9 protein-coding genes are annotated in these 24,566 nt (G+C 58.6%); 6 read left to right on the forward strand and 3 right to left on the reverse strand.

Features of this window, described 5'->3' with window-relative positions; genetic code table 11:
* Positions 1 to 37 precede the first annotated feature (37 nt).
* Positions 38 to 3,025 (forward strand): RHS repeat-associated core domain-containing protein, encoded by a 2,988-nt coding sequence (locus tag J1G33_RS12530; RefSeq protein WP_223018172.1) that lies wholly within the window; start codon positions 38 to 40, stop codon positions 3,023 to 3,025.
* A 163-nt stretch (positions 3,026 to 3,188) separates the two neighbouring features.
* Here the strand turns inward: J1G33_RS12530 and J1G33_RS12535 are convergent, their stop codons facing one another.
* Genes J1G33_RS12535 through J1G33_RS12545 form a run of 3 tightly spaced genes read right to left on the reverse strand, consistent with a single transcriptional unit; the run spans position 3,189 to position 15,411 of the window.
* Positions 3,189 to 7,772, reverse strand: a complete 4,584-nt coding sequence (locus J1G33_RS12535; protein ID WP_223018173.1) for a SpvB/TcaC N-terminal domain-containing protein — start codon at positions 7,770 to 7,772, stop codon at positions 3,189 to 3,191.
* Complete coding sequence (locus J1G33_RS12540; protein ID WP_223018174.1) at positions 7,769 to 12,595, reverse strand: neuraminidase-like domain-containing protein; 4,827 nt, start codon at positions 12,593 to 12,595, stop codon at positions 7,769 to 7,771. The genes J1G33_RS12535 and J1G33_RS12540 overlap by 4 nt, the downstream gene beginning before the upstream one ends.
* A gap of 44 nt (positions 12,596 to 12,639) precedes the next feature.
* Positions 12,640 to 15,411: a Tc toxin subunit A gene (locus J1G33_RS12545; RefSeq protein ID WP_262416804.1), complete on the reverse strand. Its 2,772-nt coding sequence runs from the start codon at positions 15,409 to 15,411 to the stop codon at positions 12,640 to 12,642.
* 200 nt (positions 15,412 to 15,611) lie between these two features.
* Here J1G33_RS12545 and J1G33_RS12550 point away from each other — a divergent pair, with 200 nt between their 5' ends.
* The 5 genes from J1G33_RS12550 (at position 15,612) to J1G33_RS12570 (ending at position 24,559) form a co-directional block, all read left to right on the forward strand.
* On the forward strand, positions 15,612 to 18,518 hold the full coding sequence (locus J1G33_RS12550; protein WP_223018176.1) for an RHS repeat-associated core domain-containing protein: 2,907 nt from the start codon (positions 15,612 to 15,614) through the stop codon (positions 18,516 to 18,518).
* A 131-nt stretch (positions 18,519 to 18,649) separates the two neighbouring features.
* Positions 18,650 to 19,591, forward strand: a complete 942-nt coding sequence (locus J1G33_RS12555; RefSeq protein WP_078821910.1) for a rhodanese-related sulfurtransferase — start codon at positions 18,650 to 18,652, stop codon at positions 19,589 to 19,591.
* 3 nt (positions 19,592 to 19,594) lie between these two features.
* The gene (locus J1G33_RS12560) at positions 19,595 to 20,230 is read left to right on the forward strand and encodes a DsbA family protein (protein ID WP_078821909.1); all 636 of its coding nucleotides are present in this window, start codon (positions 19,595 to 19,597) and stop codon (positions 20,228 to 20,230) included.
* Positions 20,223 to 22,025 (forward strand): ABC transporter ATP-binding protein, encoded by a 1,803-nt coding sequence (locus J1G33_RS12565; protein ID WP_005789883.1) that lies wholly within the window; start codon positions 20,223 to 20,225, stop codon positions 22,023 to 22,025. Before J1G33_RS12560 ends, J1G33_RS12565 begins: the two co-directional genes overlap by 8 nt.
* A gap of 71 nt (positions 22,026 to 22,096) precedes the next feature.
* Positions 22,097 to 24,559, forward strand: a complete 2,463-nt coding sequence (locus J1G33_RS12570) for an EAL domain-containing protein (protein WP_223018177.1) — start codon at positions 22,097 to 22,099, stop codon at positions 24,557 to 24,559.
* Positions 24,560 to 24,566 lie beyond the last annotated feature (7 nt).

Raw genomic sequence — 24,566 nt, forward strand, 5'->3', positions numbered from 1 at the left:
CTCAGGACTACTTGTTCAGCAATAAGGTCCTGAGGTCATGTCTGATTCCATCCATCGAAACACGCCGTCCCTGGTCGCAGTCGACCCGCGTGGGTTAATTGTTCGTAACATCGATTACCACCGTTCAAGCACAGAGGTTGAACCGCAGATGCGCATTCATCGTCAGGTGTATGGCAGTACGGGCTTGATGATTGAACAGTGGGACCCACGTTTGTTGCAGTTGTCACGCTCACAGCCTGACACCGCGCCCAATCAACGCACGGTCTATAGCCTTGGTGGACAAGCGTTGCGCACCGACAGCGTGGATGCCGGCTGGCGGCTGACGCTGATGGGGGAGGCTGGGCAGTTACTGGAAGAATGGGATGGGCGGGGCGCTCACCAGGCTCATCGCTACGATCAATATCTGCGGCCGGTGGCGGTCTTCGAGCAGGCGGCCAGTGACGGGCAAGCGTTGTGCGTCGAGCGTCTTGCCTATGCTGCATCTTCGAACGAAGAGGCGGCGCGCAACCGCTGCGGCCGGGTGGTTCGCCACGATGACGGCGGCGGCTCGTTGTTCCACGAGCGGTATGGGGTGCACGCAGAAGTTGCTCAGCAGACCCGACGCTTCCGGCAGGCGGATGCCGCGCTGGATTGGCCGCAGCTGTACGCACAACGCGAGGTGCTCCTGGAGCCCGAGATATTCCAGACATCCATTGGGTTCAACGCGCTGGGTGAGCGCCTGCATCACACGGACGCCAAGGGCAATCGCTTCGACTACGCCTACGGCATTGACGGCCAGCCGGCGAGCATCTTTGTGACGCCCAGGGGCGGCGAGCGTACGCAGGTACTGGGCCAGCGGCACTACAACGCAGCGGGTCAGGTGCTCAGCGAACGCGCCGGCAACGGCGTTGTGCGTGCCATGCACTACCGTGAATTCGATGGTCGCTTGCGGCAAATGACTGCCCATCTGCCCGCGCGACCGGGCGCAGCGCTGCAAGACCTGCGCTACGAGTATGACGGCGTTGGCAACGTCGTGCGGATCGATGACCTTGCCCAGCCGACGCAATGGTCCAGCAACACCCGAATCAGTTCGACCAGCCTTTATGAGTACGACACGTTATCGCAACTGACCAAGGCCACCGGCCGCGAAACCGCCGGCAACACTGGAGGCCCGGCGTTACCAGCGAGTGTGACGTTCGGCTCGACTGACGACAGCGTATGGCGTCGCTACACCCAGCGGTTCAGCTATGACGCCGCCGGAAATATGCTTGAGTTGCAACATGTGCCCAGCAGCGGCACGGGCTTCACGCGGCAGATGAGCGTGGCCGCGGGCAGCAATCATTTTCTGCCGCAGGCTGATGGAAAGGCTGCGCCGGGGTTGGGCCAGGGCTTTGACCGCAACGGCAATCTGCAAGCGTTGGCAGGCGATCACAAGATGGGCTGGGATGTGCGCAATCAACTGGTGCGCCTCACGCAGGTGCGGCGCGAGGGCGGCAACGACGATGAAGAACGTTACGCCTACGATGCCACGGGCCAGCGCATCCTCAAGCGCCGGGTCTCCCAGGCCCGGGGCGTGCTGCATAGGGCCGAGGTGCGCTACTTGCCGGGGCTGGAAATTCGGCATGACAGCGCAACGGGTGAGCAACTGAATGTACTCAACCTTGATGCTGGTACGACCACGGTGCGCGTCCTGCTTTGGGATCGCCACCCTTCGGGGGGGCGCCAGGACGCGCAGATCCGTTACGGCTTGTCGGACCACTTGGGCAGCAGCAGCCTGGAACTGGGCGAGCAGGCGCAACTGCTCAGCCAGGAAAGTTATTACCCCTACGGCGGGACTGCCTGGTGGGCGGCGAAGAATGCCAGTGAGGCGAGTTACAGGTTCATCCGTTACTCGGGCAAGGAGCGCGATGCCAGTGGGTTGTCTTACTACGGCTTCAGGTATTACGCACCGTGGTTATGCCGATGGATCAGCCCGGACCCGATTGGCGATGCCGATGGTTTGAATCTGTACGCCATGGTTGGCGGTAATCCGGTTAGCAAGGTCGATGCGCAAGGGCTGGCTGCCACACCGGCTTTGGAGGAGTCGCAGGATAAACAAATACGCAGGCTTTCCATCAGCCGCAGGCTCGCGAATATAGGTAGGGTTATGCGCCCGAGGATACAACCGGCCTCGGCGGCAGCGATTCGCGATGGTTTATCCACCTATATCGCCAATGCAATCGCGACGGGCGTCGATCTGGCGGTCTTCAGTACCGTCCAGCCCACGGCACAACGCAACCAAATCTTGCGCCTTACCGTTGCGGTGCTGGATGCAGTGTCCACGGCACATATGAGCACCGGTATCGCCGGTAACTGGACGCGATATGCGCCACAGATCGGTGCTATTTTTGCAGGTGCCGCGGGTATGGGGTATGCCATGCATGGCGACTCGATAGGTGATCAAGCCGAGCACAGCTGGGACCCGGTGGCGGTCCAGCGGTTGGGCGGACATGTGCGCGCGCTCTCCAGAGAACTGGTGCAGCAGGTCCTTCGTGGGCACGGTACCGGCATCTCCTGGGGCAGCACGCCCCTGCGCGGCAGGGTCACGCGCACCGCCGGAGCGACGGCCGCCTATGCCCTTGCTACCGTGGCCAACGCTGTTTATGGCGGGGAAGTGCCTGCGCTGATGCAACCCAATGTCTCACCTGCAATAGAAGCCTACGATGGGGCGATGGGAACGATGATGCGTGGCGGTCACCGGACCGCAGTCCACGATCCCCATGGCCAAACCGTACAGCTGCCGGATCCTGTCGCGACGGCGCACGGTGGGCTGAGCAGAATGTTCAATCAGGTGTGGACGCACTGGGCCGCGTCCGGTGTCGAGGCATTGGCCGTTGCGCTGACGGGCCTGCCACAGGCCGCTCAAGGCCGGACCACTCGAACAATTGTCATGGCGGCCCGCGGCGTGATTGCATCATTGACCGAATGGCGCGGCTTTTTCGTAACGTTTGCCAGGCGCGGGTATACAACCTTGGCGTCGCGATGGGGCGCAGCCCGGCGATCCTGACAAGAACATGAATGGGTCGTCGCTGCGGCCCATTCAACATCCCAGTCGGCTTCAAGGCTGCCTTTGCAGGCAAGCCTCACACACATTTGAACGGCTCACGTTGGAGGGGCCAGACCGCTACAGGTCTGGCGCAGGAGCAAAAGTTCTGTAGATACCCAGGTCTTTAGGGGGTATCAGTCAGTATGTTGTCGGAGTTCAGCTCTGCATAAGTGTCGTTTTCGTCCTCATTGACGGTGTACCAGGCCCAATAGGTGGTACGCCGCATAAATCCTCCTGCGGTCAATGTCTTTGTCGGGCGCCCGAGGGGGTCGTAGAACTGTCGGTCGCTGTGGCCCAGCTCGCGCATGGATTGATCATTGACGTAGGTGTGCTTGTCGGCGAAGTAGGGGCGGTAGACGCGAATGACCAAGCCCTTGTTGTTGTATTCGACACGCTCGCTGATGCGCCAGCGGGGGTCGGCTTGCACTTGGCGCAGCTGTTTCTTCAAAGTGGCGTTTGCATCCGGCAGTTCGTCGACCAACAGGTTGCCCTTGTCGTCGACCGCATGGGCCGGGCCTGGTTCGGTCTTCTGCTTGGTCTGCAATGAGCGGCCGAAGCCATCCCAGCAGGTCAGGGTCATGCGAATCTGTTGTTCGGCATCGCCGGGGTAGCGGTCAGCTTGCAATATGAGCCCATGTACCGGCGTACGGCTGGCCTCATCGATCAACGCCTTGAGTTGTTTTGCACTGTCACTGAGGGGCTGGCGAGCACCACTCAGCCGCGATCGCGCGCTCATGCGGATATGCCCGCCGGGGAGCAGATACCCCTTGGTAATCCACTCGGGCTTGACCAGAGCCAAGTCGATGCTGCCCATCCAACTGAAAGGCGCGTAGCAGTGCGCGCTGGCCATGTCTTGCAGCACGCTTTGCGCCTGTTCGATGGCCAATGCGGGCGTTACATTTTTGAGTGGGCGGTAGCTTTCCAGGGCGGCGAAGCCCACTCTGAGGCTTTGTTCGTGGCCGTAAAAGGTGTTGGCGAGTAACTGCCCAAAACCGTCATAAAGCGCTTCTTGAATAGTGCCATTGGGGTCGACGATTTTTATCGGCAGCAGCAATCGATAGTCGTATTCGGCCTTGGTTACACAATCGTCGGGCATTTTTACGCGCACGGTTTGCAACGTGTAGGGGTCATAGGTGAGCTTTGTTTCGCCATGGGCCTCGGTGGCCCGCAGCGCCCTTAACCGATAAAACTGGGTGGCCTTGCCATAGCGGGGAAAGTGCCGGCGAATCGACCACAGGCGGTTTTCCTTGGGCGGCACCTCGCCGTCGAATAGAAAAAACAGCTCCATGGTGTGATAGCCGCTGTCGGTGAGCTTTTGCACCAGGTCCACCTTGAGTTGGTTGGGCATGGTCGGAATGTCGTTGTAGGCACTCATGGCCTGGTCATCCAGCTCGGCGGTTTCCAGATAGTCAGTCAATGCCTGGGCAGTGGCGACCCCGGGTTCCAGGGTTTTGCCCACAGCGCCGGCCTGCCGGTAGTGCTGCAGCGACAAGCCGCTCAGGGTGCGGCTGGCCCCTGCGGCCAACGGCCCGACGCTGGTATCGATAAACACCTCATAGGCGATACGCGCAGGGTCCAGCCCGCCAGGCGCCGGCGCCTTGCCGAGCACCAGGGCGTTGTCTCGTTGGCGGTAGGGCAAGGCCAGGCACCACTGCTGTGCGTCGTCCAGATGAATGGGCTGCGCCAGCGTTTCGCTCAGGTAATAGAATTGTTGCGCGTTGTCATGGGTATCGTGCCACCAGCGCTGCTGGTGCTCATCCACCAGCACGGAGGGCGGCGGGCTGTCGGTGGTGGTACGGCGGGCATAATGCAGGGTCACGCTATGCACCAGGTAACCATAGGCATCCCAGCGCAGATTGATCTGGTGCTGGCAGACGGGATCGTTTTCCACGCCTTCATATTGATAGCTGATCGACTCCAGCGCTAATGGCAGCAACCGGGGGTAGGGCGTATGAGCACTGGCGGGGGCCAGTTCACGGACCAGATACCGCTGGTGTTTGACCGAGTAGGGCACGGCGTCTTGCGCCGGGTCTGCTGCCATCACTTCGACCCGCAGCACCGCGCCAATGAGTGCACGGGCCACGTCGCGTGCCAGCGCCGGTGCGGGGTCGCTGATCAAGTCGTCATGATGATCCAGCGGTTGTGCCCCAGCTGTCCCCCTGTAGCGGCTGACCAGCGTGCGGCCGGGAGCCTTGGCGTTCGGGTCGTGAGTGCTCTGGCCGAGGCAGGGCATGTCCAGGGATCGCCCGGTATGAAACCAGGTTTTGCTGAGCACGGGAGCGCTTGAACCCGGCGCGTGAGGGGCGTCTTTGCGGCTGTCGGTGTCGGTTTGCAGCAACAGCCCAAAGCCACGAAACTTGCGGTCCACACGGTAGTAATAAGCCTGACGATAGCTCACGCGCTGGGTCAGCTGGTTGCCGGTAATTTCGTCTCGTTGGGTTTGTTGGCTGGCCAGCAGCAGCGCAAAGGGTAACTGGCTGATAGCGGGCTGGCCCTTGGCATGCAGCTCGCGTTTTTCGTCCAGCCACTCCTGGGCGCTGCTGCGATATTTGATCGCCGCCTGGGCGCCCATGTTGTTGTCGGTGCGTATGAGCAGCCAGGGCTTGTGGCTGAAAAAGTCGTAGCGCCAATGGATGGGGGTCTGGTGGGCGGCGGTCAGGATCAGGCTAGGGCAGCCCCGGCCGCTCACGTCGACGATGTTGACCTGGCAGTGGTCGTCATACTGCACACCCTCTGGCCACGGGACCTTGATCGCCTGCGCCTCGAAACCGTTGCCGCCTTTATTGAGGAAAATCCACAGGTGGGCGGCGCTCAAATACAGCAAGTCCGTAGCGCCACCTCCATTGAGGTCGACGAGCAGTACATTGGCCGGCTTGAACGTTTCATAACGCAGTGGCAACGGAGCCAACACAAACCCTCGGGCAAAGCGGCCTCGACCCAGGTTCGGCCAACATTTCACTTCGTCATGCCGGATACGCACCAGATGCTGTTGGCCCGTGGCGAGTACATCGCTGAACGCCACCAGCTCGTTAGGCGAGGCGGAAACGATCGGCAAGACGTCATCGAGCTTATGAGGCACCTCAATGGCGGGTTCGAAGCCTTTTCTTCGGCGATTGGCATACAGGCGTACGCTACGGGGGCCGATCATGGCAACGTCAGGGCGTCCCGTCCCCATCAAGTCGGCGAGGATGCCCTGGGGGTGGAAGAACTCCGAGGGGAATGCATCGAACGACGTATAGGCTGACCAGTTACGCTGTTCATCCAGGCTGAAAAAGCCATTCATTCCTGGGTGGGCAACCAGCCAGTCCAAACGGCCATCGCCGTCCACATCGGCCAGCGCCTGGTGGATGGGCCGGCTGCTGTCGGCGACCGGCACCCGCGCCAACTCCTGGGCCGCGCCGTAAATCACCTCGTCGCTGGTTTTCGTGTGCTGCGGCCTGAGCGGTTCACGGTAGTACCAACTCTTGTCAGCGCGATACAACACACCCGGTATGCCTTCGCCATACAGATCGACCAGTTGATAGCGATCGCTGTCATGCAGCCCGGGCAGCGAACTGAAGGGCTTATAGCCGCTCTTGTCTACCTTGAGCTGGCTCGATTGGTAAAAACACTCCAGCGGCGGGCGGCTCACACTATTGCCCGAGCTGTCGAAGGCCTGCTCATGGACCCCAATCAACAGGCTGACATGGGTGGGCGCGCGGTATTCCAGCAGCAGACGTTTGACCAGCACCGGGTCGGTGCCCATTTGCGCTTCCTTGGGGAAGTGGTGAAACATCAGAATCTGGTTGCAACAGCGCAGGGTGCGTAGCTCGAAGCCGAACGAAAAATCCGAGCAAGGATCGGGTCGTGTCGGCCACTCCCGGATTTTCTGATACGTCGGCCGCTTATCCAGCTCAAGGTCACGTTCGCCATAGTCAAAGAGCAACTGAAAGTGCCAGCCCATGCCCGGCTCATCGTCGGTCTTCCAAAGGTAGAGTTGTTCCTGCTCCTCGGCGGTGAAGTTGCCGTAGCAGACGCGCTCCAGGTAACGCTGGGCTCGACAGTCCCTCGGGTAGCGTGAGGAGTCAGTTTCTTTTTTGTAGTGATAATAAATGTGTTCGCCGTGGGTATTCAGGCTTTCCTGCAACAACCATTGCGCCACATGATGCGGGTGGCCCGGATCGGCAATTCGGGCCAATGGGGTCTTCCCGTAAAAGTGCTGACTGCCATCGGCACTTTGTATCAACCAGAAGCCTGCAGCATCGGTTGCCGAGTGCCAGTGCTCGATACGGTCGAAATGGCTCTCGACCCGGGGAAAGTACCGGGTGGCCGTGTAGGCGATGGTCAGTGGCAAACCATTGAAGGAGGTCGCGGCGCGGCTGACGATCGCACCTTCGGCGTCGCGTTCGGGTAGCCATATTTGCGCGTCGGGGCCCACCAGTACGTCGTGCTCCGTGTAGGCCGGCACACCATGGGAGGTACGCCGGCTGACAGCCGGCAGGGGTATCCCCCAACCCAATCCGAAGGGGCCGTTGCCAGCGCCGCTGTGATAGGCCAGCGACATGGCCGGCGCGTAACCGCGCGCGGGAGAGATCGGCAAGGGAATCTCAAAGGTGGCCATACCGCTGGCGCCGACATCGCCCCAGCCTTTGCCGGTGCCTTGAATGGCACCGCCGCCTTTGGGCAGGGCCGGGGTATTGACTTGGAGGTTGGGCGTATCGTCGTTCATACCTTACCCCCGCTGGCAACTGGCACCCTGGCGGTGTAACGCAGGTGAATGACGATATCGTTGATTGATTGGAGTACGGCTTCTTGCCGGCTGTGATTGGGGAATTCCAGGGTCCAGTTGGAGATGGCCCCGGTGTATTCGAAGGGCAAGTAGCGATCGTGGCTCTCGAAGTTGAGGGTGAACAGGCCGTTGTCATCCAGGCCGGTGGACAGTGCGATTTGCTGATGGGCACGCATGTCGCGGCGCCGCTCGCCTGCGGGCAATACGATTTCGTTATGGGTTTGGGTCAGTATCGCCTTGATGTCCTCATAGGGGCCTAGCGTCGCGGGCAACGACACGCTGATGCCTTTTATTCGCCGCAGGATGTGGTGGGGGTAATCCTCTTCAAACAGAGCCTCGGGCAACTTGAAGCACAGCGTGCCGTTATCGACCAGTTGTCGTTTATGCTCGGCCCATGTGTTTTGTGTACTCGATGATTGAGTGCCGGTTGTGTCTGTTGTAGGTGTGGAGACTTTGCAATCGATCATGCGATGACGCAGGGAGATGGTCTTGACGATCTCCAGGTCCCGCACGTTATGGTCCACATAGGCCGCATTCATCTTCAACAGCGACAGCTTCAGGGCCTCACCCGCCAGGTAGCCGCGGTAGTTGTTGTTCCAGGCACCGGGCTGGATAAACGTGCTCGCATAGTCTGCGACTTCGTACTGCCAGCACGCTTGCGCGGTGCGGCACAGGGAAAGGCTCAGGTCATAGACTTGGTAGTAGAACTTGCTCAGTTGTACATTGAGCCAGTCATACAGTTGTGCCCTGGTAAAGCGCTTGGCCAGCAATTGATAGTTCGACCAGGCCTGGGCCAGGGAGGTCTCGGCCAGGCGTAATTGCAGGCGCGTGGCTTTTTCCTGCTCGGCATAGGCTTGTAACTGGGCATCGACCTGTGCCAATTCGAGTCGGGCCTGATCCTGGGCATGCGCCCACTCTTGCTCCCGACGGTTGAATTGCTCGGAACGGTCCAGGTCTGCGGCAGTGCCCCGCAACACTGTCGCGACGCCTTGAGCCAAGGCTTGGGCTGCATAAAACGGGCCCTCCCAGCGCGACCCGCCGGTACTCGTACCGAAGATGTTCGGCGCGATCATCGCGATGCCGGCCGCTGCGGCGGCGGCGGAACCTGCGGCCTCGAATCCGCTACTGATCAGGTAGAGTTGGCCTGCGTGTGCTTCTGCGGGGCTGATGCCTTCGGTGAGCAGGCGTTCGTAGTGGCGCATCCGGGATTCGATCATGCTACGACTGGCGCCGAGTGCCTGGCGGTTTTTCTCGTCGAGCAACAATGCCTGGTGTTGTTGGGTGACGACGATATTGGCCAAGTCCCAGGCTTGTTGTTGCTGCAACTCCAGGTATTCAGCCTGTTCCTTGCGCTCAATCAGGCTCAGCACCGTGTTGCCGAATTGAATCACCGCCTCGGTTGCCGTGAGCGCGTGGCCCAGCATGATCTGGAAGCGATAATGGCCGACTTGCGCGTCAATGAACGGCGCCGCGCCTCCTTCGCCGAAGGCACCGCTGCTGCGGCTGGCCAACAGTTTCAGAGGTGAGAGCGGGGTTGCGTACAGCGACAGGCGCAAGGGTTTGCCAGTGATATCGAGATTGTAGCGCAGGTTATGCAGGCGACTTTCGAGCTTGTCCCAGCGCGCCACCAGATCGGTATTGAAGGGTAGGCACAGATTATCGGTGTCCGTGAGCGAAGCCAGTGCGGTGCTTTCGGTCGCAGGGTTGACATTGATTGGTGGGTTTTCTTGCTCCAGTTCTACCAGGGCTTTAGAGCGGCTCGTCGTCAAACTTTCGAGGGTGATTTCATCCCACGGTTCAGTGGTGGTGATGCGGGGGCGTGGCCCGAGAAAGTGATTGGCTCGCGTGTACCAGAGTTTGGCCTGGGTCAGGCTGTCGGGGGTGAGTTGCCGATAGGCTGCATCGCCACGATTGAGCAGTATGTCGAGATAAAGCAGGTAGATTGCTTTGCGAAAATGCACCGGTGAGCGAATCGCCAGTTTATGTGGGTCGTGAGTGACTGAACCGGGGAGCGGACCCGTACGAACGAGCTCGTTGAACCCCCAAAATGCAGGGCGCTCGCTGGCCGTATCGGCCAATCGCCCTGGGTCGAAGATGTGTTTGAGCCAGGCTTGGGCTTCGACATACTGCTGCTCCTGATTCAGGCGGTGGGCAACCAGCCAGGGCACGTACAGGAACAGCTCCCAGAAGTACTTGCCGTGAGCCCCGTTAAAGTCAATGTCCTCTGCTGCGCCACCTGGCGTGAGTGGAGGTTCTTGCCACGTTTTCGGTGTTAACGAAAACAAATGCTCAAGGCTGACATTGGCCGCCTTGACCAGATTGCCGGCAAAACAGGTATTCATGCGCAGGCGGGGGGGCGTGTCGGCAGGCGGGGTTGAGGTGCTCGTTGGGAAATCAATAAATTCGGCGGTGCCGAGTTTTTCCGACGTCTGTCTTTTGATCGTCGGCGCCAGTTGTTGATTGAGCGTTGTGTCAGAGGTGGAAGGGGCCAGCTTCAAGGTGGTCGCTTTCAGGGTATAGCCGAGAATTGTCGAGTCGTCTTCTTTGGCAGGCTCAAGCGTCACCACCCCGTGTATCAGGGTGATGCCCGACGTTATTTCCTCCGTGGTCACTGGAATCCGCGCCGTGACCCGATGCCCGCTGGGTAATTCGGGATTTGATCCGGTGAGGCTTTCGTGGGTAGTGTCCTGATAGTTGATGATTTGATGTGAGTTGGCATTGATTTTTTCGGTGAATGGATAGTCTGTAAAATTGGCTCTCATAATGATGTGCTTATAGGCACGTAAATTAGATGTGCGCAGGTTGGGCCTTTTGATGGTCAACGTATTTTGTGCGTGCAGCGACGTCTTTTTGTTTGCGTCTGGATATTTGCTGTAGCGGTCAAGGGCGACCTGGATGGAGTTTTTTGTACTTGTATATAAACTGATGAACGCATTCTTGTCGATATAATGATCTTCGAGTGAGACGGTGTTCCCGTCTTTGGATTTAGCGTTAATGAGTAACCCGTTTTTGATATGTACAGCATTGGGGAACTCATCATGCGTGGCCGTATTTTTAAAATAAAGAGCGTAAAAATCAGTTTTTAACGCGTCTGTTGGGCCGATAATTTTAGACTCACTGGTCAGTTTGAGCTGAGTGGCTTTCGGATCATCCAGTGCGTCGTCTACTATCAGTATGATGCTAATATCCTTAGGGGCTTCTTTTGTTAATGTGACGCTGTACGATTGCCGGAAATTTTCATTGAGGGTGGAGGTAAACACGAGTTCGTTGGTATTTGAATCAAAAGAGACGTCACTTGTTTCTGGGCTTTTTATTTTTTCTCGATTTTTTCCAAAGTTCCAATAGTTGTTGTCTTCGGTAATCGTTTCCTCCCGGGGGGAAATCGAGTGCTTATTTGGGGGTGTCACCTTGAACTGCAAGTTACCTTGGTTTTTATGAGCAAAGAACGTGAGGTATTGCCGGGCGGTGTCAGGCAGCAACTCACTGTAGTACCCACTCACGCTTTGATCTTTGCCTTGAACCACCGTCTGCACTTTTGTCTTCTGCGATGGATCGAAGTGTTCCAGGAGTCGGTTTATCTCTTCGTCCACCTGTGAGCCGGTCAGCACGCTGTAGCGCTCGGGGCTGCCGCCATCGGCGATGGTAGTGATGTTGAAGGACTGGTCGACGTGGACAGCCTGGAAAAATTTGCCAATAAAGTTCTCCTGCTGTTTGGGGTCTTTACGGCTGGTGGCCAGCACACTTAAAAACAGTACCGGGGGGCCGTCACTGTGGACGATAGCTACCGTCTGCGTAATGGTTTTCAGAAAGGCAGAGGTCAATGCATTGACGTCTTCGGTAGCGCAGTGCTCCTCGATGCAGGCTTTGGGTGCGCTCCAACTGCCATCGTGCTTTTTATAAGAAAAATTGAGGCGAAACTTGACGTAGCGGCTGTTGATCCATTCGGTCAGCTGTTTTTTTTCCTCTGAATCCGTTTGCGCCGGTGGGACGGAACTGGTGGGGGCGGGTTTGATGCATTCGGCCCAGATGAAAAATAACCGGTTATTGAAGTACACCGGCCGGATACTTTGCTCGGCGGTGGCGTCGGAGACCGACAAGTTGATTCTCTCCCAGTCTGACCAGGCGTCCTGAAAAAGTACCGAGCCTGCGCGCTTGGACAGGTCGAGGGAGCGCCAGTAATAGGTGTTTTCGGAACTCGATTTACCGACGAAGTAATAGGTGCCGCTATGCAGCTTGCTCAAGTCGGCGTCGATATAACCGTTGATCGTGCGTATGTTGGCGGTTTCCTCGAACCTGGCCAGGTAATTGTGAACCGCCGTGGTGACGGTATCCGCTTGAATTCGATACTGGCTCAGGTCGTTTTCCAACTGTTCAAAACTGTCGGTCTTGTCACGCCGTAATGTCGGGTCCAAGTAGTTGGCGGGGTGATAGTGCAACTGCTGGTTGGCATTCCAGAGAGCGTAGGTGTGCAACTGTTCGCGCCATAACGTGTCCTGTTGCGCGGTCATGCCCTGCTTTTCATAGCCCGGTTCCAGGCCGAGTTGGATGCGCGTGATGTACTGCTGCAGGCTGGAGATGGCACAGGCTACCGGGCTGGTCGGTACGGCTTGGCTGACTTGTACGTCGAGCAGCCAGTATTCGTAAAGATCGTCGGCATGGGTGATCTTTTCCTTTAAGTCGGTAGGTACCTTGTAGGTCAGGTAGTACGCGAGCATGGCGTCGCGCAGGCTTTCATTGAGCTGTTGATTAAGCGAGTGAGACATGATCAATCCTTGAGCAGGTCGAATGTGAGTAGGGTGTGAATGGGTTATGAATACGCACTTGTGATCGCCTCGCCGACGCTCTTCCAGTCAGCAAATGTAGAGTCGGCTTTCAGTTCGCTGGCTTTGATCAGCATGTTGGCAGGCAGGCCTGTGTCGATGCTGGCTTGGCGGCAGCGCAGCACCCAGTCCAGGCGCATCATTGAGGTAATGCGTGGAGGTCTCAGTTTGTCGCAGAAGACGTCGATTTCACTGGCGTTCCAACCTAAAAGTTGAGCGAGACGCTCGTTCGTTTCTTCACTGGTGTTTTGCGTAGCGCCGTTGGGCAAGGTATTGGCGTGTTCGAAGTAGTCGAGCAGTTGCTCTTCCGTCAGGCCGCAGTGGTGTAGGCAATGTTTGAACTGCTGCATGAGGTAGAGGTTGTACGGGGTGAGTTCAAGTAACGAAGACATCTTGTACTTGCTCGCGAGCCAGTGCGGATTGACCAGGAACTGGTGAAGTGCTTGTGGGCTGAGGGGCAGTTGCAGAATATCGGCGGCGTGAGGTAACCGCAGTATCAGATAACTGAGCGTTTGCAGCGGCGAAGCAGCGGGGGCATATAAACGCAGGAAATGGTGGTCATTGTCGTATTTTTGATAGCCGTTGGTATTGCTTGGCTCATGGAGGACGGCTTGGGTGATTTCTTTAAGGCGTAGATATAAAGCCCACAACTCATCACGCACCTTGCTCAGCAGTGTGTTGAGTGTAGGTTTCGCTTGGTTGATCAAATGTGTCGTACGTACAGGCATAGTGCTGATTTCAACGGAGGAGAGCACTTGATCGAGCGCCATCTCGATGCTGTTATTGGGACGCATCCGTTGCAGCGCCGCATAGGCCAAGGATTCCCAGTCAACGGCGGGTAAACGAACTGTTTCGTCATCGGGTTGCTGAGGAAGATCAAACCGGTGCAACGCTTCGGAAAGAGACGCTTGGTCATAGCTGGCGAACTCCTTCAATAGCTGATTGATGATCGGGTCCTGGACCTGGCGATCCAGCAATAGCTGGCGTCTGAGCAGCGCCAGGCTGCTGCCGTTTTCTTTAAACCAACGGCTGGCCCACTCCAGGTGCATGAGCATGTCGAGGAAGTCAGTCGTGCCCTTCGGTTTGTTGCGTAACGTTGGGTTGCGCAGCTGCATGAGAAAGTTCGCATTCCCGAGCATTTGCACCAACTGTCGGCATTCCACGACCGATAACCCGAACAGGCGAGCGACTCTCGCTTGCCGATAGATCTCGCTGACCGTCTCGATCGTGCGGGTTGCAGGTTTGTTGGGGTTGATCAGTAGTTGAAGCGAATCCTGGGTGTCTTGCAGGCCCAACCCCGCGCAGAGCTGTTGCCGGGTGGTACCGTCGAACGTAGCGCTGTCCAGATACAGGGGAGGCAGGGCGGAACCCGTGCGATTGAACACCTGGTCGAACAATGACACGCGGTCACCTGAGGCATGGACGGGTAACTGATGAAGCAGGGCGGCAAATTCTTCGGCTTGCAACGTGTAGCGTTTGCTCAAATAGCAAAAGACCCCCAGCGACCGGAGGGTGTTATGGGTGATCAGCAGCGTGCTGTTGCGATGGCCTTCACAGCGCATGGCGCTGACTATCAGGGTGTCCAATTGCGCGAAAGGCAGGCCGAGCCAGCGCTGTAGACGAATCATGCGTTGCAGCCTGTCGAAGCGCTCAAGGCTAACGTGGGTCAGCTTGGCGTTGTCCAGGCTGATAGCGGGTGTGGTCGTGCCGTTGATATAGCACGCACCGTAGGTGAGGCCGGGGTTTTGCTTGCAGTTAGGCGATTGGCGTGGTGACTGAGTCTGTTGTGCAAGCAGCGCCTGAAGTTGGTCGGCATCCAGTTGTGTATGGTTCAGAAAGTCAGTGAGTTCTGCCGGTCCGATCAGATCAGTCTTCCAGTTGTAATAGGCGTGATAGAACCCTTTCGCGCCCGCTTGGGTTACCAAGCTACTTTTCAGCATGTTCTGTTGTTGAGGGCTCAACCCCGATAACTGACACTGGACTTCGTTGTTCTGTTCGCCGACCTGCCCGTAAGTGCTGGTTTCTCCCGCCAGAGGCAATTGGCGACTGATGCGATAGTTCAACTCACCCAACGCCGGCTTGTCGCCCGACAGGCCCTGTTGGCATTGCTGATGGTGCAAATGATAGGGAAGAGAAAACGGATACCAGGTTTCACTCAGCACCTTATAGGTATCTTCTTCTTTGGCCGGCGCGATATTTTTGAGCAAGATCTGGTTGACGATCGACAACATGGGAACCTGGCCCGAAACGCTATGTTGGTTGATCACCTGGTCTTTGAGTTCCGGGCGTCGCTGCGACAGCTTGAGCGCGTTTGCGTCCTTGGTGTTTCCTTCCAGCTGTTGGGCGAACAAATAGAGCGCCCGCAGGTAGGCAGTCGGTGAGTCAACCGCTGCAATCGACGAACTGGAGCAGAACTGGTCCCACTTTTCCTTGAACAAGGCCTGGTAGGTTGCGCTGGTCTCGGGGGGGAGACTGCGTTTATTGCGCGGTGAAGAAGGGGGGGACGAGACTTGCTGTTCGCGAAATAGCGTTTCCAGTTGCGCGGCGGCGCTCTGGGCCTTGAGGTACACCGTGTGTGCATCGTCATCGTTGTACGTTGCCAGTTGCTCGGCAAAGGCTCTTTCGGACAATCGTACGATGTCCAATACCGAGGTGAGGTTGAGGCGCTGCAGGGCGGTCTTGAAATCGTCCCGACCGGGGGCGGGAGGACGTGAGTGATCAATCAGCTTGGCGAGCAAGGGGCTGCTGTCGGTTTGCATATTCATACGTTCCTTCACGCCCGCCGAGGGTGCCGGCGGGCAATGAAAAACGCTATCACGCAGGTTAACGGGGCCAGGTATAGGTATTTACAGGCGTCGTCGGCGCACGCCGGTTGAGGTGCCTATACACCGATACCACCTCTGTGCAAGACATGAGCCCTAGGCTTTTCTGACCATTGTGCAACTCAGGCCATGTGATTATGTCTGCTTCACTTCATCGAAATACGCCCTCGCTTGTAGCATTCGACCCCCGTGGGTTGACGGTCCGCAGTGTCGCTTATCTGCGCGCTACCCCCCAGGCTGCGCCGACGGCCCGTGTCAGGCGTCAAGTCTATGGGGCCAGCGGCCTGATGCTTGAGCAGTGGGACTCTCGCCTGCATACCCTTAAATCACGTGAACCATTGATCGAGGCGAATCAGGTGTCGGTGTACAGCCTGTCCGGGACGCTGATCCGCAACCACGATGTGGACGCCGGCATGCGGCTGATGCTGGCAGCGCCATCCGGGCAACTGTTGCAGGTCTGGGATGGTAGGGGGGCCTATCAGCGCCACGACTACGATGACTTGCAACGTCCGGTGGCGGTGTTCGAACAGGCTGCCGACGAAGAGCGACCCCGGTGTGTTGAACGCCTGGTATATGCCACCCCAACGTCTGAGCACCGCGCCCTTAACCGCGGTGGTCGTCTGGTGTGCCATGCCGACCCGGCTGGCACCCAAGTGTTCGAAGCGTATGGGATGAGCGGGCAAGTGCTTCGGCAGACGCGGCGATTTCGCGAGGCGCCGGGCGATGTTGACTGGCCGCTTGCTCAGGCCGATCAGGACGCGCAGTTGGACGGCGAGCGTTACACCACACGCTGGATATTTGATGCCCTCGGCGGCACGTTGGAACAGGTCGACGCCAAGGGTAATGGTCGGCAGTTTGCCTATGGGTTGGACGGACAGACGAAACATATTCACCTCGCCTTGAAAAGTGGCGCACGCAAAACCGTGATAGACCGCTACGTCTATAATGCCGCCGGTCAGGTGGAGACGGCCCGGTTGGGCAATGGCGTGAGCAGTCTGGCCGCCTATCGGCCCGAGGATGGCCGTATGAACCGGTTGATGGCGTACCGCCAAAATGAGCCGGCGGCGCCATTACAGGATTTGCGCTACGACTATGATCCCGTGGGAAATGTTTCGAAGCTGCGGGATCAGGCGCAACCGGCCCAATGGAGCCACAACACGCAAGTGAATGCCGCCTATTGCTATCAATACGACTCGCTGTACCAACTGACCCAGGCGACAGGCCGGGAAAGTACCGTCGCCGCCATCACCCCAGCACTGCCTGCGCGTATTTCGTTCGGTTCGACCGATGCCGGTTTATGTCGCAACTACACCCAGCATTATGCTTATGACGAGGGGGGCAACCTGACCCGGTTGCGGCATGTGCCGTCCAGTGGCGTCGGTTACACGCGCGACATGCAGGTCGCCAGTGGCAGTAACCGCGCGTTGTCTAGCGAGCATCCGGTTGGCGCGTTGGCGCAGGGTTTTGACGCCAATGGCAATCAGCAACGGCTGGGGCGTGGTGTAGCGATGGCGTGGAATGTGCGTAATCAGTTGTCCAGGGTCACGTCAGTTGTGCGCGACGGAGCTGACTCGGATGAGGAAGCTTATGTGTATGCAGGCGACGGCCAGCGTGTGCTCAAGCTCACTCACCAGCAGGTTGCCGGCAGTCGACAAACGGCGCGTGTCTATTACCTGCCAGGCCTGGAAATTCGCCAGTGGCCATTGCGTCGATTGAATGTGTTGCGCCTTGACGTAGCGCGCTGCGCGGTGGAGGTCTTGCAATGGGAGCTGGGACTTGATGAGGGGGCTGACGATGAAGCCCTGCGTTTCTGCCTGACCGATCAGCAGTCGAGCCATGGGTTGGAGTTGGGCGAAGAGGCCGAGTTATTGAGTCAGGAGAGTTATTTCCCGTATGGGGGGACAGCGTGGTGGGCATCGCGCAACGCGGTGGAGGGCAGTTACAAAACCCGTCGATATTCAGGCAAGGAGCGTGACGGCAGCGGTTTGTATTACTACGGTTTCCGCTATTACGCCCCATGGTTGCAGCGCTGGATAAGCCCCGACCCCGTTGGGGGAGGGACGCAGCTGAATCCTTATCTCATGGCGTTCAACAACCCGGTCACGTTCGTTGATTCAATGGGGTTGCAGCCTACCGACATGGAAAATCCTCAGATACAGGACGAGATCATACTCATCCTGGTTCTGGCCTTGCTGGGCCTGGGGGCGGGAGCGTTGCTGGGCGATGCGAGGGTGGGAGCTGCCGTGGGCGGGCTGGTGGGAGGCCTGCTGGTTGGTACCGCCCGCTTCATTACCTATCAAAGCATGCAGCCGCAGGCCCTGGCCAGCGCAGCGCAACAACAGGAAGAAAATTTCGCCAGGGCCGTTTCGGAGACGGCGATTGCTGCGGCGGAGGATGCGGGGCTGAGTCACGAAGAAACGGAGCGGCTGGTGAATTTTGCCTACGCGCGCCGTCATGCTGAAAAAGGCATTACCCTTATGGTCCATCGGCGTCAGGGGACCCTGCGTGGCTACGTGGGGCCTGTGGACGAGGCGGAAGACCTCGAACGCGTACTGGGGGGGAATCGTAACCCGATGCCGGAGTTGAAACGCATGGGCTATGGCGTGATAGTGCTGCGAAGTCCAGCACGTGAGTCCGCTGCCGCGAGCGGTCAGCAGGCGGGGCCAAGCGCGTTCGAGGTTGGGGTGACGACACCGGTGGCTGGTTCAAGTCGCGCACGCGGTGGTCGGCAAGCACAGGCGCAGGTGCCGTTGGTGGCGCCGGCGGCAGCGAGAGCCGCTACCCCGCAGATGGAGTTCGATACCGCGAGGCTTGTAGATACCCAACTATCGGGCCGCGAGCGCCGCAGTATTGCCCTTACCCTCAGCCACTTGCGTGAAGGGCGTTTTGGCGCGGTTCATTGGCATGCTCACAGAGACCAACTATGGTCCGCTGATTTGCACGGCTACGCCGCTGCTCGTGGACGCGGTGCCTATCGTTTGATGTTCAGCCATCTCGGCGGCCAGCGTTACCGAGTGGAGGGGGTACGTAACCCACATCGCTGAGGGCATATCAGAGGCTGCGTGCCGATGCGATGGCGCCGCACTTTTGTTAGAATGCGCGCCGCGTCGCCTGACCGACGCCTTTTTGCATCCGGTTCACCCCTTACGAGGGTAGCCACCTGGAGAGAATACACATGACTCAACCGATTGTTGTGGCGGCACTGTATAAGTTCGTCACCCTCGAAGATTACGTCGCCCTGCGCGAGCCACTGCTGCAGGCGATGGTCGACAACGGCATCAAAGGCACCTTGCTGATCGCCGAAGAAGGCATCAACGGCACCGTTTCCGGCAGCCGCGAAGGTATCGATGGCCTGATGGCCTGGCTGAAAAAAGACCCGCGCATGGTCGACATCGACCACAAGGAATCCTACTGCGACGACCAGCCGTTCTATCGAACCAAGGTCAAGCTCAAGAAAGAGATCGTGACCCTGGGCGTCGAAGGTGTTGACCCGAACAAAAAAGTCGGCACCTACGTCGACCCGCAAGACTGGAACGCGCTGATCAGCGATCCTGAAGTGCTGTTGATCGACACCCGTAACGATTATGAGGTGTCAATCGGTACCTTTGAGGGCGCAATCGACCCAAAGACCACCAGTTTTCGCGAATTTCCCGACTATATCAAAGCCAACTTCGACCCGGCCAAGCACAAGAAAGTCGCCATGTTCTGCACTGGCGGCATTCGTTGCGAGAAGGCGTCGAGCTATATGCTCAGCGAAGGCTTTGATGAGGTTTATCACCTCAAGGGCGGGATCCTGAAGTACCTCGAAGAGGTGCCCCAGGAAGAAACCAAATGGCAGGGCGACTGCTTTGTGTTCGACAATCGCGTGACCGTGCGCCACGACTTGAGCGAAGGCGACTACGATCAATGTCATGCCTGCCGCACACCAGTGAGCGTAGAAGATCGCGCCTCTGAGCATTATGTGGCTGGCATCAGTTGCCCCCATTGCTGGGATAAGCTGCCGGAGAAGACCCGTCGCAGCGCGATCGACCGGCAGAAGCAGATCGAGCTGGCCAAGGCCCGCAACATGCCGCACCCGATTGGTTTCAACTACAAGCAAACTCCTTCCGAGGCCTGAGCCATGTCTGCGCGCCTGCTCTATGTAATGGATCCGATGTGTTCCTGGTGCTGGGGCTTCGCCCCGGTCGCGCAGGCGCTGGTTGAGCAGGCCCAGGCGGCCGGCGTGGACGTGCACCTGGTGGTGGGCGGCTTGCGTACCGGTAGCGGTGCAGCGCTGGAGCCGACCACCCGGCGCTACATTCTTGAACACTGGCAAGCGGTCACCGAGGCCACCGGCCAGCCATTCAAGCGTGAGGGCGCATTGCCTGACGGGTTTGTCTACGACACCGAGCCTGCCTGCCGTGCCATCGTCACCGCGCGCAGCCTGGCGCCGGATTGCGCCTGGAAGCTGCTGGGGCTGATCCAGCGCGCGTTCTATGTCGAGGGACAGGACGTGACCCTCGCCCATGTGCTGGTGGACCTGGCCGAGCAGGCCGGTATTCCGCGTATCGAGTTTGCAGGCGAGTTCGACCGCGCCGAGCAGCATGCCGCCACGGCCGCCGATTTCACCTGGGTGCAGGATCTGGGGATCGCCGGTTTCCCGACGTTGCTCGCAGAGCGCAATGGCCAGTTGGCCTTGCTGACCAATGGTTACCAGCCGCTGTCCGAGCTGTCGCCGTTATTGGGTCGATGGCTGGAGCGAGCTGCCTGTGTATGAGCAACCTCAACGCACTGACCGCCTGACCTGGGCAGAGATTCGCCGTCTGGCGCTGCGCCACAAGAAAGCCCTGTGGATCGCCAATGGCGTGGCCGTGCTGGCGACGCTGTGCAGTGTGCCGATCCCCCTGCTGTTGCCATTGCTGGTGGACGAAGTGCTGCTGGGCCACGGCGATGCCGCGCTCAAGGTGATGAACCACGCGTTGCCCCTGGGTTGGCAGAAAGCCGCCGGCTACATCGGCCTGATGCTATTGGTAACGCTGGCCCTGCGCTGTGGTGCGTTGGTGTTCAACGTGGTGCAGGCGCGGCTGTTTGCGCGTTTGGCCAAGGACATCGTCTATCGCATCCGCGTGCGGCTGATCGAACGCCTCAAGCGGATCTCCCTGGGTGAGTACGAAAGCTTGGGTAGCGGTACGGTCACTACCCATCTGGTCACCGACCTGGACACCCTGGACAAATTCGTCGGCGAAACCCTCAGCCGTTTCCTGGTGGCGATGCTCACCCTGGTCGGCACGTCGGCAATCCTGGTGTGGATGCATTGGCAGCTGGCGCTATTGATCCTGTTGTTCAACCCGTTGGTGATCTACGCCACCGTGCAATTGGGCAAGCGCGTCAAGCATCTGAAGAAGTTGGAGAACGACAGCACCTCGCGCTTTACCCAGGCACTGACCGAAACCCTCGATGCCATCCAGGAAGTGCGCGCCGGCAATCGCCAGGGCTTTTTCCTCGGGCGCCTGGGCCAGCGTGCCCAGGAAGTGCGCGACTATGCGATTCATTCCCAATGGAAAACCGATGCTTCCAGCCGCGCCAGTGGGTTGCTGTTCCAGTTCGGTATCGACATTTTCCGTGCGGCAGCCATGCTTACGGTGCTGTTCTCCGACCTGTCCATCGGCCAGATGCTCGCCGTGTTCAGCTACCTGTGGTTCATGATCGGCCCGGTGGAACAACTGCTGAACCTGCAATACGCCTACTACGCCGCGGGCGGCGCGCTGACGCGGATCAACGAGCTGTTGGCACGCGCCGATGAGCCGCAGTACGCCGGTGGTGCCGACCCGTTTACCGGGCATGAGACTGTCGGTATCGAGGTGCGTGGTCTGGAGTTTGGCTACGGTGAGGACCTGGTGCTCGACCAATTGAACCTGGCGATCGCGCCGGGGGAGAAGGTGGCGATTGTCGGCGCCAGCGGCGGCGGCAAAAGTACCCTGGTGCAGTTGCTGCTGGGGCTCTATACACCACAGGCCGGCAGCATTCGTTTTGGCGGGGCCACCCAGCAGGAGATCGGCCTGGAAACCATTCGTGAAAACGTCGCCGTAGTCCTGCAACACCCGGCGCTGTTCAACGACACCGTGCGCGCCAATTTGACCATGGGCCGCACTCGCTCCGATCAAGCCTGCTGGCAGGCGCTGGAAATCGCCCAGCTGGATGCTACTGTCAGGGCGCTGCCCATGGGCCTGGACAGTGTGGTGGGGCGCTCGGGTGTGCGCTTCTCCGGTGGTCAACGGCAGCGCCTGGCCATCGCCCGCATGGTGCTCGCCGAGCCTAAAGTGGTGATTCTGGACGAAGCCACCTCGGCACTGGATGCGGCGACCGAGTACAACCTGCACCAGGCATTGGCGCGGTTTCTCAGCGGGCGTACTACACTGATCATCGCCCACCGGCTGTCCGCGGTGAAACAGGCTGACCGAGTACTGGTGTTCGATGGCGGGCACATCGCCGAGGATGGTGACCATCAGCAATTGATCGCCGACGGCGGGCTCTACGCCAAACTTTACGGACACCTGCAACAAGTGCGTTGATTTAGCTTAGGCTGTGCTATCGGAAGCGGATTTTCGCGTGCGTATCAAGCTGTGCATGTGTAAGGGACTTCATGAAGCAAAAGCGGACTCTCGGAACGCCACGGTTGTTGGGTATCGTCTGGCCCTTTATTGCCGTTGTCTTGTTCCAGGCATTGTTAGGCTGTGGCAGTCTCTACGTGCTCTCTGCGGTGCGTGGCTATGTGGCTGGCGAAAGCTTGTGGTCCAAGGGCCAGAAGGATGCCATCTATTACCTGACGCTGTATGCCGATAGCCGCGACGACGCCACCTATCTCAAATACCAGCATGCCATTGCCGTACCTCAAGGCGGGCATGAGCTGCGTGTGGCTCTGGATCGGGCCACGCCAAACCTGGCTGCCGCGCGCCTGGGCATCCTCAAGGGTGGCAATCACCCGGACGACGTCCCCAGCCTGATCTGGCTGTACCTCAACTTCCGCCATTTCAGCTACCTGGAAAAAGCCATTGAGCTGTGGACGGTGGGCGATGGCTACCTTGAGCAACTGGATGAACTGGCCCAGCAGATGCACAGCGCCATCAGCACCGATCAGGTCACCGAGCAGGATGTGCGCGCCTGGAAAGCGCGCATCATTGCCATCAACGAGGGTGTAACGCCGGCCGCCAAGGCGTTCAGTGATGCGCTGGGCGAAGGTTCGCGAATGATCCTGCGCCTGTTGTTGATCACCAACCTGGCCACCGCCCTGGGGCTGATCGTCCTGGCGCTGTTGCGTACCCACAAGTTGCTGGCCCAGCGCCACGCCTTCGCTGACGCGCTGCAGGCGGAGAAGGAGCGGGCGCAGATCACGTTGGAGTCGATTGGTGACGGGGTGATCACCACCGACGTCGACGGCGCCATTGCTTATATGAACCCCGCGGCCGAAGCGCTGACCCACTGGAAGTCCGAACAGGCCCAGGGCTTGCCGTTGGCGGCGTTATTCGAGTTGCTGGATGAAAACGCCGAGCCCGACGGCTTTACCTTGATTGAACACATCATCAAGGGCCAACTCAGTGGCGGCAGCGAGCATTCCAAGCTGATCCAGCGCCTGGACGGCAGCACCGTCTCGGTCACGCTGGTGGGCGCGCCGATCCGCAGTGCCGGCAAGGTCAGCGGTGCGGTGTTGGTGCTGCACGACATGACCCAGGAGCGCCAGTACATCGCCAACCTTTCGTGGCAGGCGACCCATGATGCCTTGACTGGCCTGGCCAATCGCCGCGAATTCGAGTTCCGTCTTGAGCAGGTACTGCAACAGGTGGCACGCCAGCAAAATGGGCGACATGCCTTGATGTTTCTCGATCTAGACCAGTTCAAGCTGGTCAACGACACCTGCGGCCATGCGGCAGGCGACGAACTCCTGCGCCACATCTGCGCGCTGTTGCAATCTGACTTGCGCGAGGGAGATACGTTGGCACGCCTGGGGGGGGACGAGTTCGGCATTCTGCTGGAGAACTGCCCGGCGCCGGTGGCGGAAAAGATCGCCGAGAGCTTGCGCCATACGGTGCAAAGCCTGCACTTTGTGTGGAAAGGCCGACCGTTCATGACCACCGTCAGCATCGGCCTTGTGCATATCTCGCAAACCCCAACCACCCTGGAAACCTCCCTGCGGGCGGCCGACATGGCCTGCTACATGGCTAAGGAAAAAGGGCGCAACCGCATACAGGTCTATCACGCCGATGATTCCGAGTTGTCGCTGCGCTTTGGCGAAATGGCCTGGGTGCAGCGCCTGCACATTGCCCTTGAGGAGGATCGGTTTTGCCTCTATGCGCAGGAAATCTCGCCGTTGGGCCACACCGAAGCCGGCAATGGGCACATCGAAATTCTTCTACGCCTGCATGACGAAGCCGGGCGCATCATTTTGCCCGACAGTTTTATCCCGGCAGCCGAACGATACGGTTTGATGACGTCGCTGGATCGTTGGGTGGTTGAAAACGTATTCAAGATCATTGCTCGATGCATGACTGAACGTCCGGGCCGTCCTATGGCCATGTGTGCGATTAATCTGTCAGGAATAACTATCGGTGATGACGATTTTCTAGGTTTTTTACGTGAGAAATTCGGTGCTTACAGCATTCCACCAGAAATGATTTGTTTTGAAATAACTGAAACCAGCGCTATAGCCAATTTGGGTAGTGCCATTCGATTTATTAATGAACTCAAAGCGTTAGGTTGCCATTTCTCACTCGACGACTTTTGCGCCGGAATGTCCTCATTCGCATATTTGAAACATTTACCTGTAGACTTCCTGAAGATCGATGGAAGTTTCGTAAAGGATATGCTGGACGACCCGATTAACCGCGCCATGGTCGAAGTGATCAACCACATCGGCCACGTCATGGGTAAGCGCACAATTGCCGAATTTGTTGAAACACCCCAGATCGAACAAGCGTTGCTTGAGATCGGTGTGGATTACGCTCAGGGCTACCTGATTGAACGCCCGCAATTGTTTACCTTTGATAGCTTGCAGTGTCGACCCGTGCGGCCTCAGCCCCTGGTGTTCAAGGCGCCCGGCACATTCCGCTGAAACATTT

Source organism: Pseudomonas sp. P867 (assembly GCF_019891455.1).
In the GTDB taxonomy this organism is placed as follows: domain Bacteria; phylum Pseudomonadota; class Gammaproteobacteria; order Pseudomonadales; family Pseudomonadaceae; genus Aquipseudomonas; species Aquipseudomonas synxantha_A.

What these genes read in the sequence shown, in the direction of transcription:
- J1G33_RS12545 (WP_262416804.1), bottom strand. Translation starts at nt 15,411, where the DNA reads ATGCAAACCGACAGCAGCCCCTTGCTCGCCAAGCTGATTGATCACTCA.
- J1G33_RS12530 (WP_223018172.1), top strand. Translation starts at nt 38, where the DNA reads ATGTCTGATTCCATCCATCGAAACACGCCGTCCCTGGTCGCAGTCGAC.
- J1G33_RS12550 (WP_223018176.1), top strand. Translation starts at nt 15,612, where the DNA reads ATGTCTGCTTCACTTCATCGAAATACGCCCTCGCTTGTAGCATTCGAC.
- J1G33_RS12570 (WP_223018177.1), top strand. Translation starts at nt 22,097, where the DNA reads ATGAAGCAAAAGCGGACTCTCGGAACGCCACGGTTGTTGGGTATCGTC.
- J1G33_RS12555 (WP_078821910.1), top strand. Translation starts at nt 18,650, where the DNA reads ATGACTCAACCGATTGTTGTGGCGGCACTGTATAAGTTCGTCACCCTC.
- J1G33_RS12560 (WP_078821909.1), top strand. Translation starts at nt 19,595, where the DNA reads ATGTCTGCGCGCCTGCTCTATGTAATGGATCCGATGTGTTCCTGGTGC.
- J1G33_RS12540 (WP_223018174.1), bottom strand. Translation starts at nt 12,595, where the DNA reads ATGTCTCACTCGCTTAATCAACAGCTCAATGAAAGCCTGCGCGACGCC.
- J1G33_RS12535 (WP_223018173.1), bottom strand. Translation starts at nt 7,772, where the DNA reads ATGAACGACGATACGCCCAACCTCCAAGTCAATACCCCGGCCCTGCCC.